The following is a 17,139-nucleotide window of genomic DNA, read 5'->3' on the forward strand; positions in this document are numbered from 1 at the left end:
TACGGAGGGAGATATGTCGTCATTTGATTACCTGAAAACTGCCATCAAGCAACAGGGCTGCACACTACAGCAGGTGGCTGATGCCAGCGGCATGACCAAAGGGTATTTAAGCCAGTTACTGAATGCCAAAATTAAAAGCCCCAGCGCGCAAAAGCTGGAGGCGTTGCACCGTTTTTTGGGACTTGAGTTTCCCCGGCAGAAGAAAACGATCGGCGTTGTATTCGGTAAGTTCTACCCACTGCATACCGGACATATCTACCTTATCCAGCGTGCCTGTAGCCAGGTTGACGAGCTGCATATCATTATGGGTTTTGACGATACCCGCGACCGCGCGTTGTTTGAAGACAGCGCCATGTCGCAGCAACCAACGGTGCCGGATCGTCTGCGCTGGTTATTGCAAACCTTTAAATATCAGAAAAATATCCGCATTCATGCCTTCAACGAAGAGGGCATGGAGCCGTATCCGCACGGTTGGGACGTGTGGAGCAACGGCATCAAAAATTTTATGGCCGAAAAAGGCATTCAGCCGGATCTGATCTACACCTCGGAAGAAGCCGACGCGCCACAGTATATGGAACATCTGGGGATCGAAACGGTGCTGGTCGATCCGAAACGCACTTTTATGAGTATCAGTGGTGCGCAGATCCGCGAAAATCCGTTCCGCTACTGGGAATATATTCCTACCGAAGTGAAGCCGTTCTTTGTGCGTACTGTGGCGATCCTCGGTGGTGAATCGAGCGGTAAATCCACTCTGGTAAACAAACTCGCCAATATCTTCAATACCACCAGTGCCTGGGAATTTGGTCGTGATTATGTCTTTTCGCACCTCGGCGGTGATGAGATCGCGTTGCAGTATTCCGACTACGATAAAATCGCACTGGGACACGCACAATATATTGATTTTGCAGTAAAATATGCCAATAAAGTGGCGTTTATCGACACTGATTTTGTGACTACTCAGGCGTTCTGCAAAAAGTACGAAGGACGCGAGCATCCGTTCGTACAGGCGCTGATCGATGAATACCGTTTTGATCTGGTGATCCTGCTGGAGAACAACACCCCGTGGGTGGCGGATGGTCTACGCAGCCTCGGCAGCTCGGTGGATCGCAAAGAGTTTCAGAACCTGCTGATAGAGATGCTGGAAGAGAACAATATCGAATTCGTGCGGGTTGAAGAGGACGATTATGACAGCCGTTTCCTGCGCTGCGTGGAGCTGGTGCGGGAGATGATGGGGGAGCAGGGATAAGAACCAATGCCTGATGCGACGCTGACGCGTCTTATCAGGCCTACGGTTTCGCAACGTATTGGAATCGCTGGTTTCGTAGGCCGGATAAGGCGTTTACGCCGCATCCGGCATTTTACGCATTACTTCGCAATACGCTTGTACTTGATACGCTTCGGTTCCAGCGCGTCTGCGCCCAGCGTGCGTTTCTTGTACTCTTCGTACTCGGTAAAGTTACCTTCGAAGAACTCAACTTTACCCTCATCCTGGTAATCCAGAATGTGCGTGGCGATACGGTCGAGGAACCAACGGTCGTGCGAGATAACCATCGCGCAGCCCGGGAACTCCAGCAGGGCGTTTTCCAGCGCGCGCAGGGTTTCGATATCCAGGTCGTTGGTTGGTTCGTCGAGTAGCAGCATGTTGCCGCCAACCTGCAGCAGCTTCGCCAGATGCAGACGACCGCGCTCACCACCGGAAAGTTCGCCAACGTGTTTACCCTGATCAACCCCTTTAAAGTTAAAGCGGCCAACGTAGGCGCGGCTTGGCATCTCAGTGTTGCCGATCTTCATGATATCCAGTCCGCCGGAAACTTCTTCCCAAACGGTTTTGCTGTTATCCATTGAGTCACGGAACTGATCGACAGACGCCAGTTTCACCGTTTCACCCAAAGTGATGGTGCCGCTGTCCGGCTGTTCCTGACCGGAGATCATACGGAACAGGGTCGATTTACCCGCACCGTTCGGACCGATGATCCCGACGATCGCCCCTTTCGGGATCGAGAAGCTCAGGGAGTCAATCAGCAGGCGATCGCCGTAGGATTTACGCAGGTTGCTGACTTCCAGCACTTTATCGCCCAGACGCGGTCCAGGTGGAATAAACAGTTCGTTGGTTTCGTTACGTTTCTGATATTCGGTGCTGTTCAGCTCTTCAAAGCGCGCCAGACGTGCTTTACCTTTCGACTGACGGCCTTTAGTACCCTGACGTACCCACTCCAGCTCTTTCTCGATCGACTTACGACGCGCCGCTTCTTGAGAAGCTTCCTGCGCCAGACGCTGATCTTTCTGCTCCAGCCAGGAGGAGTAGTTGCCTTCCCACGGAATACCTTCACCGCGGTCAAGTTCGAGGATCCAGCCTGCAACGTTATCGAGGAAGTAACGGTCGTGAGTAATCGCCACAACGGTGCCTTCGAAGTCGTGCAGGAAGCGTTCCAGCCAGGCCACGGATTCGGCATCCAGGTGGTTGGTCGGTTCGTCGAGCAGCAGCATGTCTGGTTTTTCCAGCAGCAGGCGGCACAACGCCACGCGACGACGCTCACCACCGGAGAGGTTAGCGATTTTCGCGTCCCAGTCCGGCAGACGCAGCGCATCCGCCGCACGCTCCAGCTGAACGTTCAGGTTGTGACCGTCGTGAGCCTGAATGATCTCTTCCAGACGGCCTTGTTCCGCGGCCAGTTTGTCAAAATCGGCATCCGGATCGGCATACAACGCGTACACTTCATCCAGACGTTTCAGGGCGTTAACCACTTCAGAAACTGCCTCTTCAATGGACTCACGTACAGTGTGTTCCGGGTTGAGCTGCGGTTCCTGCGGCAGATAGCCTATTTTGATATCCGGTTGCGGACGCGCTTCACCTTCGATGTCTTTATCGATGCCCGCCATAATGCGCAGCAGGGTAGACTTACCCGCGCCGTTCAGACCCAGGACGCCGATTTTTGCCCCAGGGAAGAAACTCAGAGAGATGTTTTTCAAAATATGACGTTTCGGCGGAACAACTTTGCCGACACGATGCATGGTATAAACGAATTGAGCCACGTTGGACTTCGCCTCTATGTTTATCGTGATGATGAGTTTTCAAAGGCGAAGTGTAGCCTTTTTCCCCGCCTAATCCCAGTTGGTCGATCACCTTCGCAGTATACTCGTCATACTTCAAGTTGCATGTGCTGCGCTTACGCTCGCTCACCCCAGTCACTTACTTCTGTAAGCTCCTGGGGACTCACTCACTTATCGCCTTCCTGCAACTCGAATTATTTAGAGTATAAAAGTAAAAAAGTGTCCGTAACGTGGCGTAAACGGCAATGACTGGTTAGCATAAATCTATTACGCGGCATGATGCTGCATTGATGTATTTACACTTAGAGGGTGCGCTTGTGGAAAAAGCCAAACAAGTTACCTGGCGGCTGTTGGCTGCCGGTGTCTGTCTGCTGACGGTCAGCAGCGTGGCGCGAGCCGACTCACTGGATGAGCAGCGTAGCCGCTACGCGCAAATCAAGCAGGCCTGGGATAATCGACAAATGGATGTGGTAGAACAAATGATGCCTGGACTGAAGGATTATCCGCTTTATCCCTATCTGGAATACCGCCAGATCACCGATGACCTGATGAATCAACCGGCGGTGACGGTTACTAACTTTGTTCGCGCTAACCCCACGCTTCCTCCTGCTCGCACGCTGCAATCGCGTTTCGTCAATGAACTGGCGCGACGCGAAGACTGGCGTGGCTTGTTAGCCTTTAGCCCGGAAAAGCCAGGCACAACCGAAGCCCAGTGTAATTACTACTATGCAAAATGGAACACCGGGCAGAGTGAAGAAGCCTGGCAGGGGGCGAAAGAGCTGTGGCTAACCGGAAAGAGCCAGCCTAACGCTTGTGACAAGTTATTTAGCGTCTGGCGAGCGTCCGGCAAACAAGAACCCCTGGCTTATTTAGAGCGTATCCGCCTGGCGATGAAAGCGGGCAATACCGGGCTGGTGACGGTGCTGGCAGGGCAGATGCCTGCCGATTATCAAACTATCACCTCGGCGATTATTTCTCTGGCGAACGACCCCAATACAGTGCTGACCTTCGCTCGCACTACCGGAGCGACTGATTTTACCCGTCAGATGGCGGCGGTGGCATTTGCCAGCGTGGCGCGTCAGGATGCTGAAAACGCACGACTGATGATCCCTTCACTTGCCCAGGCACAGCAGCTTAATGAAGATCAGATTCAGGAGCTGCGTGATATCGTCGCCTGGCGTCTGATGGGCAACGATGTTACCGACGAACAGGCGAAATGGCGTGATGACGCGATTATGCGTTCGCAATCCACGTCGTTAATTGAACGCCGCGTGCGGATGGCGCTTGGCACTGGCGATCGCCGTGGTCTGAATACCTGGCTGGCGCGTCTGCCAATAGAGGCGAAAGATAAAGATGAATGGCGCTACTGGCAGGCGGATTTACTGCTGGAACGCGGTCGTGAAGCGGAAGCGAAAGAGATATTACATCAGCTCATGCAACAGCGTGGTTTCTACCCGATGGTTGCTGCACAGCGGATTGGTGAAGAGTATGAGCTGAAGATTGATAAAGCGCCGCAGAACGTTGACAGTGCCCTGACCCAGGGACCGGAGATGGCGCGCGTGCGCGAGTTGATGTACTGGAATATGGATAACACCGCGCGTAGCGAGTGGGCTAATCTGGTGAAGAGCAAGTCAAAAACAGAGCAGGCGCAACTGGCACGCTATGCCTTTAATAATCACTGGTGGGATCTCAGTGTTCAGGCAACGATCGCCGGGAAATTGTGGGATCATCTGGAAGAACGATTCCCACTGGCCTACAACGATCTCTTCGAACGTTACACCAACGGCAAAGATATCCCGCAAAGCTATGCAATGGCGATTGCTCGTCAGGAGAGCGCCTGGAATCCGAAAGTGAAATCACCGGTAGGGGCCAGCGGCCTGATGCAGATTATGCCCGGTACGGCGACTCAGACGGTGAAGATGTTCTCTATTCCTGGTTATAGCAGCCCTGGGCAATTGCTGGATCCGGAAACGAACATCAATATCGGTACCAGTTATCTGCAATATGTTTATCAGCAATTTGGCAATAACCGCATTTTCTCCTCGGCAGCTTATAACGCCGGTCCAGGGCGGGTGCGCACGTGGCTTGGTAACAGCGCCGGGCGTATCGACGCGGTGGCGTTTGTCGAGAGTATTCCGTTCTCCGAGACGCGCGGTTATGTGAAAAATGTGCTGGCTTATGACGCGTACTATCGCTATTTCATGGGCGATAAGCCTACGCTTTTGAGCGCTACGGAATGGGGGCGTCGTTACTGAACTGCCCGTTTATGATATGCTATCGTACTCTTTTGCGAGTACAACCGGGGGAGGCATTTTGCTTCCCCCGCTAACAATGGCGACACACTATGGCCCAACAATCACCCTATTCAGCAGCGATGGCAGAACAGCGTCACCAGGAGTGGTTACGTTTTGTCGACCTGCTTAAGAATGCCTACGAAAACGATCTCCATTTACCGTTGTTAAATCTGATGCTGACGCCAGATGAGCGCGAAGCATTGGGGACTCGCGTGCGTATCGTTGAAGAGTTGCTGCGTGGTGAAATGAGCCAGCGCGAGTTAAAAAATGAACTCGGCGCGGGCATCGCGACCATTACGCGTGGATCTAACAGTCTGAAAGCCGCCCCCGTTGAGCTACGCCAGTGGCTGGAAGACGTGTTGCTGAAAAGCGATTGATTTTGTAGGCCTGATAAGACGCGTCAGCGTCGCATCAGGCATTGTGCACCGAATGCCGGATGCGGCGTGAACGCCTTATCCGTCCTACAAATACTGAAAAGCGACTAATTTCAATATATTCGTAGGCCTGATAAGACGCGGTAGCGTTGCATCAGGCATTGTGCACCGAATGCCGGATGCGGCGTGAATGCCTTATCCGTCCTACAATGGCTGATACACGGCATTATGAAACGGACTCAGTGCCAGGATCACCGCCTGGTGATAGACGCTGGCGCGAGTGAGTTTCCCGGCAGTAAACACGCCGATGGCTCCTTCCTTACGACCAATCTCATCAATACCGGTATAACGCGACATCACGGGGCCAAGCGCCTCACCCTCACGCACTTTCTGCAGAATCACCTCAGGCAACGGCAAAGTAGCCGAACGTGCTTCGCCACGTTGGTTGGTGCTTTCAATGACCACCCAACTGAAGGTGCTGTCACCATCAATGCCCGCTTCAATCGCTACCCAAAAATCGGCCTCTGGATGTAAACGGCGGGCATTTTCTACCCGATTTCGTGCGCCAGCGCGCGTTTCCTCACTGCCAAAGGGTTGTTCCGGTACGCCGCTCTCGACGGCAACGGACTCAATGTGGCAGGATCCTTCGCCGAAGATCTCGTGAAATGCCTGCAGAATGGCCTGAATTTTAGCGGGATTGGTGGTTGCACAGACAACATGGTGCATAATCAGGATTACTCAAAAATTAACGTTACAGCAGTATACGGAAAAAAAGCATGTTACAGGTATACCTTGTCCGCCACGGTGAAACGCAGTGGAACGCCGAGCGACGTATTCAGGGCCAGTCTGATAGCCCACTGACTGCCAAAGGTGAGCAACAAGCAATGCAGGTGGCGGCGCGAGCCAAAGAGCTTGGCATTACACATATCATCAGTAGCGATTTAGGTCGCACCCGGCGCACGGCGGAAATCATCGCTCAGGCTTGTGGCTGTGACATAATCTTTGATTCCCGCCTGCGTGAATTAAATATGGGCGTGCTGGAAAAAAGACATATCGACTCTCTGACCGAAGAAGAAGAGAACTGGCGTCGCCAACTGGTAAATGGCACTGTTGACGGGCGTATTCCTGAAGGCGAGTCAATGCAGGAACTGAGCGAGCGCGTCAATGCTGCACTGGAATCTTGTCGGGATTTGCCGCAGGGAAGTCGACCGCTACTGGTGAGCCACGGTATCGCGCTGGGATGCCTGGTGAGTACTATTCTGGGCCTACCTGCATGGGCAGAACGCCGCTTACGTCTGCGTAACTGTTCTATTTCGCGCGTGGATTATCAGGAAAGCCTGTGGCTGGCGTCTGGTTGGGTAGTTGAAACAGCAGGGGACATCTCGCATCTGGACGCCCCTGCATTAGACGAGCTGCAGCGTTAACGACGGATCGGGATCAGCAGTTCGCAGCGCAGATTAATTGGGCGATCTCCCGCTTTGGCATCTTCTGCCGGATAGTATCGCTCAATATCCTGACCTTTACGGCGCGTCAGGTTCAGCATCGGCATACAGGTTCCGTACACCGTCAGGATAAATTCCTGTACGCCGGTTCCCAGACCTTCATAGGTAAACATCACATATTCGCCGCCCTGCAACAGCACCGGATGCCCCGTCAGTACATAGCCGTCTGCTTGTTCCTGAGCCAACGCAGTCGTGTAGAACACCTCTTGCTCGTCGTCTTTATCCTGGCTTGGACGCGTTTCATTCAAGCCGTAAAGTACTGGCGGAATAGTCGGCGCATTACCGAGAAAATCGTGCCAGAACTGATAACGCATTTCATGGCGGAAATCAGAGATTTGCTCTAGTGAACAGGAGTAACTCTGAGTTACGCCAATCAGCGGCGTGTCTTCCAGCGTGACAAATTTGTGCTCTGGCATGGTGAATTCACCCAGACGCAGCGGCGGGCGAATACCAAAGGCGCTCCATTCAGGAGAACGGCGGTAAAGTGCGGGAGTCTGGGCAAACTGCTTCTTGAATGCACGAGTAAATGTCTGTTGAGAGTCGAAGCGGTATTGCAGCGCAATATCCAGAATTGGGCGCGCGGTCAGGCGTAGTGCAACCGCCGATTTCGACAAACGACGAGCACGAATATACGCGCCAATAGCATGGCCAGTGACATCTTTAAACATTCTCTGTAAGTGCCACTTGGAATAACCTGCTTTCGCCGCTACATTGTCGAGCGACAGTGGCTGATCCAGATGACCTTCCAACCAGATTAAAAGGTCGCGAATAATGCCGGCCTGATCCATAAAATATCCTCATCCTTTCACAACGAGCACCTGACATCAGGTAATTGGATAATAGCATTTTTTGCTGTTTTAGCATTCAGTGTTTTTTTCTTAGCAGAGTATGTTTTAGGTCTTGACGGAGATAAAAGAATTGAGATTTTGTTCTTAATCAATATGTTATTTATCGTGATGAACTAATTGCTCAGTGTAACTTATTAAAATGGTAACAATATGAAATACAAGCATTTGATCTTGTCCTTAAGCCTGATGATGCTGGGGCCGCTGGCTCATGCGGAAGAAATTGGTTCGGTCGACACCGTATTTAAAATGATCGGCCCGGATCACAAAATTGTCGTAGAAGCCTTTGACGATCCCGATGTGAAAAATGTTACTTGTTATGTGAGCCGGGCGAAAACCGGCGGTATTAAAGGAGGATTAGGTCTGGCGGAAGATACTTCCGATGCGGCCATTTCCTGCCAGCAGGTAGGGCCGATTGAACTGTCGGATCGCATTAAAAACGGCAAAGCCCAGGGCGAAGTGGTGTTCAAAAAACGTACTTCTCTGGTCTTTAAGTCGTTACAAGTCGTGCGTTTCTATGACGCCAAACGCAACGCGCTCGCTTACCTGGCCTACTCCGACAAAGTTGTAGATGGGTCGCCGAAAAACGCGATTAGCGCGGTGCCTGTCATGCCGTGGCGGCAATAACAGAGGCGATATATGCAACGGGAAACGGTCTGGTTAGTGGAAGACGAGCAAGGGATAGCCGACACGCTGGTCTACATGTTGCAGCAGGAAGGTTTTGCCGTCGAGGTCTTTGAGCGAGGCTTGCCGGTGCTGGATAAAGCACGCCAGCAGGTTCCCGACGTCATTATTCTCGATGTTGGTCTGCCGGATATCAGCGGCTTTGAATTGTGCCGTCAGTTGCTGGTGATCCATCCGGCGCTACCTGTACTGTTCCTGACAGCCCGTAGTGAAGAGGTGGATCGCCTGCTTGGACTGGAAATAGGCGCAGACGACTACGTGGCTAAACCGTTTTCACCCCGCGAAGTGTGCGCCAGAGTGCGCACTTTACTGCGTCGGGTGAAGAAGTTCTCAACGCCGTCTCCCGTCATCCGTATTGGTCATTTTGAATTGAATGAACCCGCGGCGCAGATCAGCTGGTTTGACACGCCGTTAACGCTAACACGGTATGAATTTTTGTTGCTGAAAACGTTACTCAAGTCGCCGGGCCGCGTCTGGTCCCGTCAGCAACTGATGGATAGCGTCTGGGAAGATGCGCAGGACACTTACGAGCGCACTGTCGATACTCACATTAAAACGCTGCGTGCCAAACTGCGTGCTATTAATCCCGAGCTTTCGCCGATCAATACCCATCGCGGCATGGGATACAGCCTGAGGAGCCTGTAATGCGTATCGGCATGCGGCTGTTGCTGGGGTATTTTTTACTGGTGGCGGTAGCCGCCTGGTTCGTACTGGCTATTTTTGTCAAAGAAGTTAAACCGGGCGTGCGAAGGGCGACGGAAGGGACGTTGATCGATACGGCAACGTTGCTGGCGGAGCTGGCGCGTGCCGATTTGCTCTCTGGTGACCCAGCGCATGGGCAGTTGGCGCAGGCATTTAACCAGCTACAAAATCGCCCGTTTCGCGCCAATATCAGCGGCATCAACAAAGTACGCAACGAATATCATGTCTATATGACTGATGCGCAGGGCAAAGTATTGTTTGATTCGGCCAATAAAGCCGTCGGGCAGGATTATTCGCGCTGGAATGATGTCTGGCTAACGTTGCGTGGTCAGTATGGTGCGCGCAGTACGTTGCAAAATCCTGCCGATCCCGAAAGTTCTGTGATGTATGTTGCCGCACCTATTATGGACGGCACGCGGCTGGTTGGCGTTTTGAGCGTAGGCAAACCGAACGCGGCGATGGCACCGGTGATTAAACGCAGCGAGCGGCGAATTTTATGGGCGAGCGCCATTTTGCTGGGAATTGCGCTGGTGATTGGCGCAGGAATGGTTTGGTGGATCAACCGCTCCATTGCCCGACTCACTCGTTATGCCGATTCCGTTACCGACAATAAGCCCGTTCCGCTTCCTGAACTCGGCAGTAGCGAGCTGCGTAAGTTAGCGCAGGCGCTGGAAAGTATGCGCGTGAAACTGGAGGGGAAAAACTATATTGAGCAGTATGTCTACGCGTTAACTCATGAGTTGAAAAGTCCGCTGGCGGCAATTCGTGGCGCGGCGGAAATTTTACGCGAAGGTCCGCCACCGGAAGTGGTAGCCCGTTTTACCGACAATATTCTGACGCAAAACGCGCGAATGCAGGCGCTGGTGGAAACACTACTACGCCAGGCACGACTGGAGAATCGCCAGGAGGTCATTCTTTCTGCGGTTGATGTGGCGGCTTTATTTCGCCGCGTCAGCGAAGCGCGCACCGTGCAGTTGGCAGAAAAAAATATCACTCTTAATGTTATGCCCACCGAGGTTAACGTTGCTGCTGAACCTGCGTTGTTGGAGCAGGCGCTGGGGAATTTACTGGATAACGCCATCGATTTTACCCCCGAGAGCGGTCGTATAACGCTAAGTGCCGAAGTGGATCAGGAACACGTCACGCTTAACGTGCAGGATACCGGTAGCGGTATTCCTGACTACGCGCTGTCACGTATTTTTGAGCGTTTCTACTCTTTGCCGCGTGCGAATGGGCAAAAAAGCAGTGGTCTGGGGCTGGCGTTTGTCAGTGAAGTTGCCCGTTTGCTTAATGGCGAAGTCACGTTGCGCAACGTGCCGGAAGGCGGCGTATTGGCCTTACTTCGACTTCACCGTCACTTCACATAACTTCAAATTCTTCCCACATAGCCTTCATATCCTGTCGCCATTGCAAAGGAGAAGACTATGTTGAAATCCCCCCTGTTCTGGAAAATGACCACCCTGTTTGGTGCAGTATTGCTGTTATTGATTCCGATAATGCTGATTCGACAGGTGATTGTCGAACGTGCCGATTACCGTAGCGATGTGGAAGATGCGATTCGCCAAAGTACCAGCGGGCCGCAAAAACTCGTTGGGCCGCTCATCGCTATTCCTGTGACCGAGCTTTATACGGTGCAGGAAGAGGATAAAACCGTGGAGCGGAAACGAAGTTTTATCCATTTTTGGTTACCTGAGTCGTTGATGGTTGATGGTAATCAGAATGTGGAAGAACGGAAGATAGGTATTTATACCGGTCAGGTCTGGCACAGTGATTTAACGCTAAAAGCCGATTTTGATGTTTCGCGTCTTAGCGAACTCGACGCGCCAAATATCACCTTAGGCAAGCCATTTATTGTGATTAGCGTCGGGGATGCGCGTGGTATTGGTGTGGTGAAAGCGCCTGAAGTTAACGGAACAGCGCTGACCATTGAACCCGGTACCGGGTTAGAGCAAGGCGGGCAGGGCGTGCATATCCCTTTACCTGAAGGGGACTGGCGGAAGCAGAACCTGAAGCTGAATATGGCACTGAATTTAAGCGGTACCGGCGATCTTTCTGTGGTGCCTGCCGGGCGTAATAGCGAAATGACCTTAACCAGCAACTGGCCGCATCCCAGTTTTTTAGGTGATTTTTTACCAGCGAAACGAGAAATAAGTGCATCCGGTTTTCAGGCGCAATGGCAAAGTAGCTGGTTTGCCAATAATCTCGGTGAGCGTTTTGCTTCAGGCAATGATACCGGCTGGGAAAACTTCCCGGCGTTTAGCGTCGCAGTCACTACGCCTGCCGATCAGTATCAATTAACGGACCGGGCGACTAAGTACGCTATTTTGCTGATTGCGCTGACTTTTATGGCCTTCTTTGTTTTTGAAACGCTCACTGCGCAACGTTTGCACCCGATGCAATATTTGCTGGTGGGGCTGTCATTGGTGATGTTTTATTTGCTCTTGCTGGCGCTTTCTGAACACACCGGTTTTACCGTGGCATGGGTAATTGCCAGCTTGATAGGGGCATTAATGAACGGTATTTACTTGCAGGCGGTATTAAAAGGTTGGCGCAATAGCATGTTGTTTACCCTCGCGCTGTTGTTGCTGGATGGTGTGATGTGGGGACTACTCAACTCTGCCGATAGCGCACTGTTGTTGGGAACCAGTGTGCTGGTGGTGGCGCTGGCCGGCATGATGTTTGTGACGCGGAATATCGACTGGTATGCGTTTTCACTGCCGAAAATGAAAGCCAGTAAAGAAGTCACAACGGACGATGAGTTACGTATCTGGAAATAAAAAAACGGCGCTAAAAAGCGCCGTTTTTTTGGACGGTGGTAAAGCCGATTAATCTTCCAGATCACCGCAGAAGCGATAACCTTCACCGTGAATGGTGGCGATGATTTCCGGCGTATCCGGCGTAGATTCGAAGTGTTTACGAATACGACGGATCGTCACGTCTACAGTACGGTCGTGCGGTTTTAGCTCACGGCCGGTCATTTTCTTCAGCAGTTCAGCACGAGACTGAATTTTGCCTGGGTTTTCACAGAAGTGAAGCATGGCGCGGAACTCGCTGCGCGGCAGTTTGTACTGCTCGCCATCAGGACCGATCAATGAACGGCTGTTGATGTCCAGTTCCCAACCATTGAACTTATAGCTTTCAACGCTACGACGTTCTTCGCTGACTGTACCCAGGTTCATGGTACGGGACAGCAGGTTGCGTGCACGGATGGTCAGTTCACGCGGGTTGAACGGTTTGGTGATGTAGTCATCTGCGCCGATTTCGAGGCCGAGAATTTTATCGACTTCGTTGTCACGGCCAGTCAGAAACATCAACGCAACATTCGCCTGCTCGCGCAGTTCACGCGCTAACAGAAGACCGTTCTTACCCGGCAGATTGATATCCATGATCACCAGGTTGATGTCATATTCAGAGAGGATCTGATGCATTTCCGCGCCATCTGTCGCTTCGAAAACATCATAGCCTTCCGCTTCGAAAATACTTTTCAACGTGTTGCGTGTTACCAACTCGTCTTCAACGATAAGAATGTGCGGGGTCTGCATGTTTGCTACCTAAATTGCCAACTAAATCGAAACAGGAAGTACAAAAGTCCCTGACCTGCCTGATGCATGCTGCAAATTAACATGATCGGCGTAACATGACTAAAGTACGTAATTGCGTTCTTGATGCACTTTCCATCAACGTCAACAACATCATTAGCTTGGTCGTGGGTACTTTCCCTCAGGACCCGACAGTGTCAAAAACGGCTGTCATCCTAACCATTTTAACAGCAACATAACAGGCTAAGACGTGCCGGACACCCAATAAAACTACGCTTCGTTGACATATATCAAGTTCAATTGTAGCACGTTAACAGTTTGATGAAATCATCGTATCTAAATGCTAGCTTTCGTCACATTATTTTAATAATACAACTAGTTGCCTTATACAACTAATAAACGTGGTGAATCCAATTGTCGAGATTTATTTTTTATAAAATTATCCTAAGTAAACAGAAAGATATGTAGCAATTTTTAACAATTACACCGTTAGTATAGTCAAGAAATAGTTTAGCTTTTTTTAAGTTAACTGAAGGGCTTTTTCTGCGACTTACGTTACGGATTTGTAAATTCTCTCCGCGTAATAAGTTGACATTCATCACCCTGTTCGCGGTTATTTGATCAAGAAGAGTGGCAACATGCGTATAACGATCATTCTGGTAGCACCTGCCAGAGCAGAAAATATTGGTGCAGCGGCTCGGGCGATGAAAACAATGGGATTTAGCGAGCTGCGCATTGTCGATAGCCAGGCACACCTGGAACCAGCTACCCGCTGGGTGGCGCATGGTTCTGGTGATATTATTGATAATATTAAAGTTTTTCCAACGCTGGCTGAATCGCTACACGACGTTGATTTTACCGTTGCCACCACTGCGCGCAGTCGGGCGAAATACCATTACTACGCCACGCCAATAGAACTGGTGCCGCTACTGGAGGAAAAATCGACATGGATGAACCACGCGGCGCTGGTCTTTGGTCGCGAAGATTCCGGCTTGACTAACGAAGAGTTGGCGCTTGCTGATGTCCTCACCGGCGTGCCAATGGTGGCGGATTATCCATCACTGAATTTGGGGCAGGCGGTGATGGTGTATTGCTATCAATTAGCAACATTAATACAACAACCGGTGGAATCTGCCGCAACGGCGGACCCATTTCAACTGCAGGCTTTACGTGAACGAGCCATGTCATTGTTAACGACTCTGGCGGTGGCAGATGACACCAAACTGGTCGACTGGTTACAACAACGCATCGGGCTGTTGGAGCAACGAGACACGGCCATGTTGCATCGTTTATTGCATGATATTGAAAAAAATATCACCAAATAAAAAACGACAAGGAAGGGCGTTTTCAGATTTTTATTCTGACTGCAATGGGCAATATGTCTCTGTGTGGATTAAAAAAAGAGCATCTACCAGCACTCTATGAACTGGTAACCTGCCGTGAGCAAATTAAAATTTTATTGACTTAGGTCACTAAATACTTTAACCAATATAGGCATAGCGCACAGACAGATAAAAATTACAGAGTACACAACATCCATGAAACGCATCAGCACCACCATTACCACCACCATCACCATTACCACAGGTAACGGTGCGGGCTGACGCGTACAGGAAACACAGAAAAAAGCCCGCACCTGACAGTGCGGGCTTTTTTTTCGACCAAAGGTAACGAGGTAACAACCATGCGAGTGTTGAAGTTCGGCGGTACATCAGTGGCAAATGCAGAACGTTTTCTGCGGGTTGCCGATATTCTGGAGAGCAATGCCAGGCAGGGGCAGGTGGCCACCGTCCTCTCTGCCCCCGCCAAAATTACCAACCATCTGGTCGCAATGATTGAAAAAACCATTAGCGGTCAGGATGCTTTACCCAATATCAGCGATGCCGAACGTATTTTTGCCGAACTTCTGACGGGACTCGCCGCCGCCCAACCGGGATTTCCACTGGCGCAATTGAAAGCGTTCGTTGATCAAGAATTTGCCCAAATCAAACATGTCCTGCATGGCATTAGCTTGTTGGGGCAATGCCCGGACAGCATCAACGCCGCGCTGATTTGCCGTGGTGAAAAAATGTCGATCGCCATTATGGCCGGGGTACTGGAAGCGCGTGGCCACAACGTTACCGTTATCGATCCGGTCGAAAAGCTGCTGGCAATCGGTCATTACCTCGAATCTACGGTCGATATTGCTGAGTCCACCCGCCGTATTGCGGCAAGCCGCATTCCGGCTGACCACATGGTGCTGATGGCTGGTTTTACCGCCGGTAATGAAAAAGGTGAGCTGGTGGTGCTGGGACGTAACGGTTCTGACTACTCCGCCGCGGTACTGGCCGCCTGTTTACGCGCCGATTGCTGCGAGATCTGGACGGATGTCGACGGTGTCTATACTTGCGACCCGCGTCAGGTACCCGATGCGAGGCTGTTGAAGTCGATGTCGTACCAGGAAGCGATGGAGCTTTCCTACTTCGGCGCTAAAGTTCTTCACCCTCGCACCATTACCCCTATCGCTCAGTTCCAGATCCCTTGCCTGATTAAAAATACCGGAAATCCTCAAGCACCAGGTACGCTCATTGGCGCCAGCCGTGATGAAGATGAATTACCGGTCAAGGGCATTTCCAATCTGAATAACATGGCAATGTTCAGCGTTTCTGGTCCGGGGATGAAAGGGATGGTCGGCATGGCGGCGCGCGTCTTTGCGGCAATGTCACGCGCCCGCATTTCCGTGGTGCTGATTACGCAATCATCTTCCGAATACAGTATCAGTTTCTGCGTACCACAAAGCGACTGTGCGCGTGCTGAACGCGCGATGCAGGAAGAGTTCTACCTGGAACTGAAAGAAGGTTTGCTGGAGCCGCTGGCGGTCACTGAACGGCTGGCCATTATCTCGGTTGTGGGCGATGGTATGCGCACCTTGCGTGGGATCTCGGCGAAATTCTTTGCCGCACTGGCCCGCGCCAACATCAACATTGTCGCCATTGCTCAAGGGTCTTCTGAACGCTCAATCTCTGTCGTGGTAAATAACGATGATGCGACCACTGGCGTACGCGTTACCCACCAGATGCTGTTCAATACCGATCAGGTTATCGAAGTGTTTGTGATTGGCGTCGGTGGCGTTGGCGGCGCGCTGCTGGAGCAACTGAAGCGTCAGCAAAGCTGGCTGAAGAACAAACACATCGATTTACGTGTTTGCGGCGTTGCTAACTCGAAGGCGCTGCTGACTAATGTGCATGGCCTTAACCTGGATAACTGGCAGGAAGAACTGGCGCAAGCCAAAGAGCCGTTCAACCTTGGGCGCTTAATTCGCCTGGTGAAAGAATATCATTTGCTGAATCCGGTGATTGTCGATTGCACTTCCAGCCAGGCGGTGGCGGATCAATATGCCGACTTCCTGCGCGAAGGTTTCCACGTGGTGACCCCGAACAAAAAGGCCAACACCTCGTCGATGGATTACTACCATCAGCTGCGTTACGCGGCGGAAAAATCACGGCGTAAATTCCTTTATGACACCAACGTCGGTGCGGGGTTGCCGGTTATTGAGAACTTGCAAAACCTGCTCAACGCGGGTGATGAATTGATGAAATTCTCTGGCATTCTTTCTGGTTCGCTTTCTTTCATCTTCGGTAAGTTAGACGAAGGGATGAGCTTCTCCGAGGCCACCACGCTGGCAAGAGAAATGGGCTATACCGAACCGGACCCGCGTGATGATCTTTCTGGTATGGATGTGGCGCGCAAGCTATTGATTCTCGCTCGTGAAACAGGACGATCACTGGAACTGGCGGATATCGAAATCGAATCTGTGCTGCCCGCAGAGTTTAACGCCGAGGGTGATGTTGCAGCTTTTATGGCGAATCTGTCACAGCTCGACGATCTCTTTGCCGCGCGCGTGGCGAAGGCCCGTGATGAAGGAAAAGTTTTGCGCTATGTTGGCAATATTGATGAAGATGGCGTCTGCCGCGTGAAGATTGCCGAAGTGGATGGTAATGATCCGCTGTTCAAAGTGAAAAATGGCGAAAACGCCCTGGCCTTCTATAGCCACTATTATCAGCCGCTGCCGTTGGTTCTGCGCGGATATGGTGCGGGTAATGACGTTACAGCTGCCGGTGTCTTTGCCGATCTGCTGCGCACCCTCTCATGGAAGTTAGGAGTCTAAA

At 51.5% G+C, this 17,139-nt stretch carries 16 protein-coding genes and 1 other annotated feature; of the genes, 12 read left to right on the top strand and 4 right to left on the bottom strand.

Translation table 11 applies throughout. The features are described from left to right. The first annotated feature begins 13 nt into the window (after positions 1–13). The gene (nadR, locus tag FEM44_RS14455) at positions 14–1,246 is read left to right on the top strand and encodes a multifunctional transcriptional regulator/nicotinamide-nucleotide adenylyltransferase/ribosylnicotinamide kinase NadR (RefSeq protein WP_135523732.1); all 1,233 of its coding nucleotides are present in this window, start codon (positions 14–16) and stop codon (positions 1,244–1,246) included. Positions 1,247–1,365: 119 nt separating this feature from the next. Here nadR and ettA read toward each other — a convergent pair whose 3' ends face one another. After that, positions 1,366–3,033, bottom strand: a complete 1,668-nt coding sequence (ettA, locus tag FEM44_RS14460; protein ID WP_135523733.1) for an energy-dependent translational throttle protein EttA — start codon at positions 3,031–3,033, stop codon at positions 1,366–1,368. A 335-nt stretch (positions 3,034–3,368) separates the two neighbouring features. On the opposite strand from ettA, the gene sltY reads away from it, so the two are divergent. Further along, entirely contained in the window at positions 3,369–5,306 is a 1,938-nt protein-coding gene (gene sltY, locus FEM44_RS14465; RefSeq protein WP_135523734.1) for a murein transglycosylase, read from the top strand. Between the two features lie 89 nt (positions 5,307–5,395). Further along, the gene (gene trpR, locus FEM44_RS14470; RefSeq protein ID WP_064530383.1) at positions 5,396–5,722 is read left to right on the top strand and encodes a trp operon repressor; all 327 of its coding nucleotides are present in this window, start codon (positions 5,396–5,398) and stop codon (positions 5,720–5,722) included. A gap of 201 nt (positions 5,723–5,923) precedes the next feature. Here trpR and yjjX read toward each other — a convergent pair whose 3' ends face one another. Continuing rightward, positions 5,924–6,445: an inosine/xanthosine triphosphatase gene (gene yjjX, locus FEM44_RS14475; RefSeq protein WP_135523735.1), complete on the bottom strand. Its 522-nt coding sequence runs from the start codon at positions 6,443–6,445 to the stop codon at positions 5,924–5,926. Positions 6,446–6,495: 50 nt separating this feature from the next. Between yjjX and gpmB the strand changes: the two genes are divergently transcribed. After that, on the top strand, positions 6,496–7,143 hold the full coding sequence (gene gpmB / locus FEM44_RS14480) for a 2,3-diphosphoglycerate-dependent phosphoglycerate mutase GpmB (protein WP_059216559.1): 648 nt from the start codon (positions 6,496–6,498) through the stop codon (positions 7,141–7,143). Here the strand turns inward: gpmB and robA are convergent. Beyond that, positions 7,140–8,009 carry an MDR efflux pump AcrAB transcriptional activator RobA gene (gene robA / locus FEM44_RS14485; protein WP_064530381.1) on the bottom strand — a complete coding sequence of 290 codons (870 nt, stop codon included), beginning with the start codon at positions 8,007–8,009 and terminating at the stop codon, positions 7,140–7,142. The two genes, gpmB and robA, sit on opposite strands and share 4 nt — an antisense overlap. Positions 8,010–8,219: 210 nt before the next feature. Between robA and creA the strand changes: the two genes are divergently transcribed. The 4 genes from creA to creD are packed head-to-tail and all read left to right on the top strand — an operon-like array spanning position 8,220 to position 12,229. Next, positions 8,220–8,693 (top strand): protein CreA, encoded by a 474-nt coding sequence (creA, locus tag FEM44_RS14490; protein ID WP_135523736.1) that lies wholly within the window; start codon positions 8,220–8,222, stop codon positions 8,691–8,693. A 12-nt stretch (positions 8,694–8,705) separates the two neighbouring features. Then, positions 8,706–9,395 carry a two-component system response regulator CreB gene (creB, locus tag FEM44_RS14495; RefSeq protein ID WP_135523737.1) on the top strand — a complete coding sequence of 230 codons (690 nt, stop codon included), beginning with the start codon at positions 8,706–8,708 and terminating at the stop codon, positions 9,393–9,395. Then, positions 9,395–10,819 carry a two-component system sensor histidine kinase CreC gene (gene creC / locus FEM44_RS14500; protein WP_135523738.1) on the top strand — a complete coding sequence of 475 codons (1,425 nt, stop codon included), beginning with the start codon at positions 9,395–9,397 and terminating at the stop codon, positions 10,817–10,819. The genes creB and creC overlap by 1 nt, the downstream gene beginning before the upstream one ends. Positions 10,820–10,876: 57 nt before the next feature. Beyond that, positions 10,877–12,229: a cell envelope integrity protein CreD gene (creD, locus tag FEM44_RS14505; protein ID WP_135404055.1), complete on the top strand. Its 1,353-nt coding sequence runs from the start codon at positions 10,877–10,879 to the stop codon at positions 12,227–12,229. 48 nt (positions 12,230–12,277) lie between these two features. On the opposite strand, the gene arcA is transcribed toward creD, so the two are convergent. Continuing rightward, the gene (arcA, locus tag FEM44_RS14510) at positions 12,278–12,994 is read right to left on the bottom strand and encodes a two-component system response regulator ArcA (RefSeq protein ID WP_001194358.1); all 717 of its coding nucleotides are present in this window, start codon (positions 12,992–12,994) and stop codon (positions 12,278–12,280) included. 95 nt (positions 12,995–13,089) lie between these two features. Here arcA and yjjY point away from each other — a divergent pair, with 95 nt between their 5' ends. The 4 genes from yjjY (at position 13,090) to thrA (ending at position 17,138) form a co-directional block, all read left to right on the top strand. Then, on the top strand, positions 13,090–13,230 hold the full coding sequence (gene yjjY / locus FEM44_RS14515) for a protein YjjY (RefSeq protein WP_001303782.1): 141 nt from the start codon (positions 13,090–13,092) through the stop codon (positions 13,228–13,230). 399 nt (positions 13,231–13,629) lie between these two features. Beyond that, positions 13,630–14,316 carry a tRNA/rRNA methyltransferase gene (locus FEM44_RS14520; RefSeq protein WP_130217510.1) on the top strand — a complete coding sequence of 229 codons (687 nt, stop codon included), beginning with the start codon at positions 13,630–13,632 and terminating at the stop codon, positions 14,314–14,316. A gap of 213 nt (positions 14,317–14,529) precedes the next feature. Further along, a complete protein-coding gene (gene thrL, locus FEM44_RS14525) occupies positions 14,530–14,595 on the top strand; it encodes a thr operon leader peptide (protein ID WP_001386572.1) in 66 nt (21 codons plus the stop codon). Next, positions 14,531–14,650 (top strand) — a sequence feature (Thr leader region). (Overlaps the previous gene by 65 nt.) A gap of 25 nt (positions 14,651–14,675) precedes the next feature. Next, positions 14,676–17,138 (top strand): bifunctional aspartate kinase/homoserine dehydrogenase I, encoded by a 2,463-nt coding sequence (gene thrA / locus FEM44_RS14530; protein ID WP_130217508.1) that lies wholly within the window; start codon positions 14,676–14,678, stop codon positions 17,136–17,138. The last annotated feature ends 1 nt before the right edge of the window (position 17,139 follow it).

The sequence above is a fragment of the Escherichia sp. E4742 genome (genome assembly GCF_005843885.1).
Classification (GTDB): domain Bacteria; phylum Pseudomonadota; class Gammaproteobacteria; order Enterobacterales; family Enterobacteriaceae; genus Escherichia.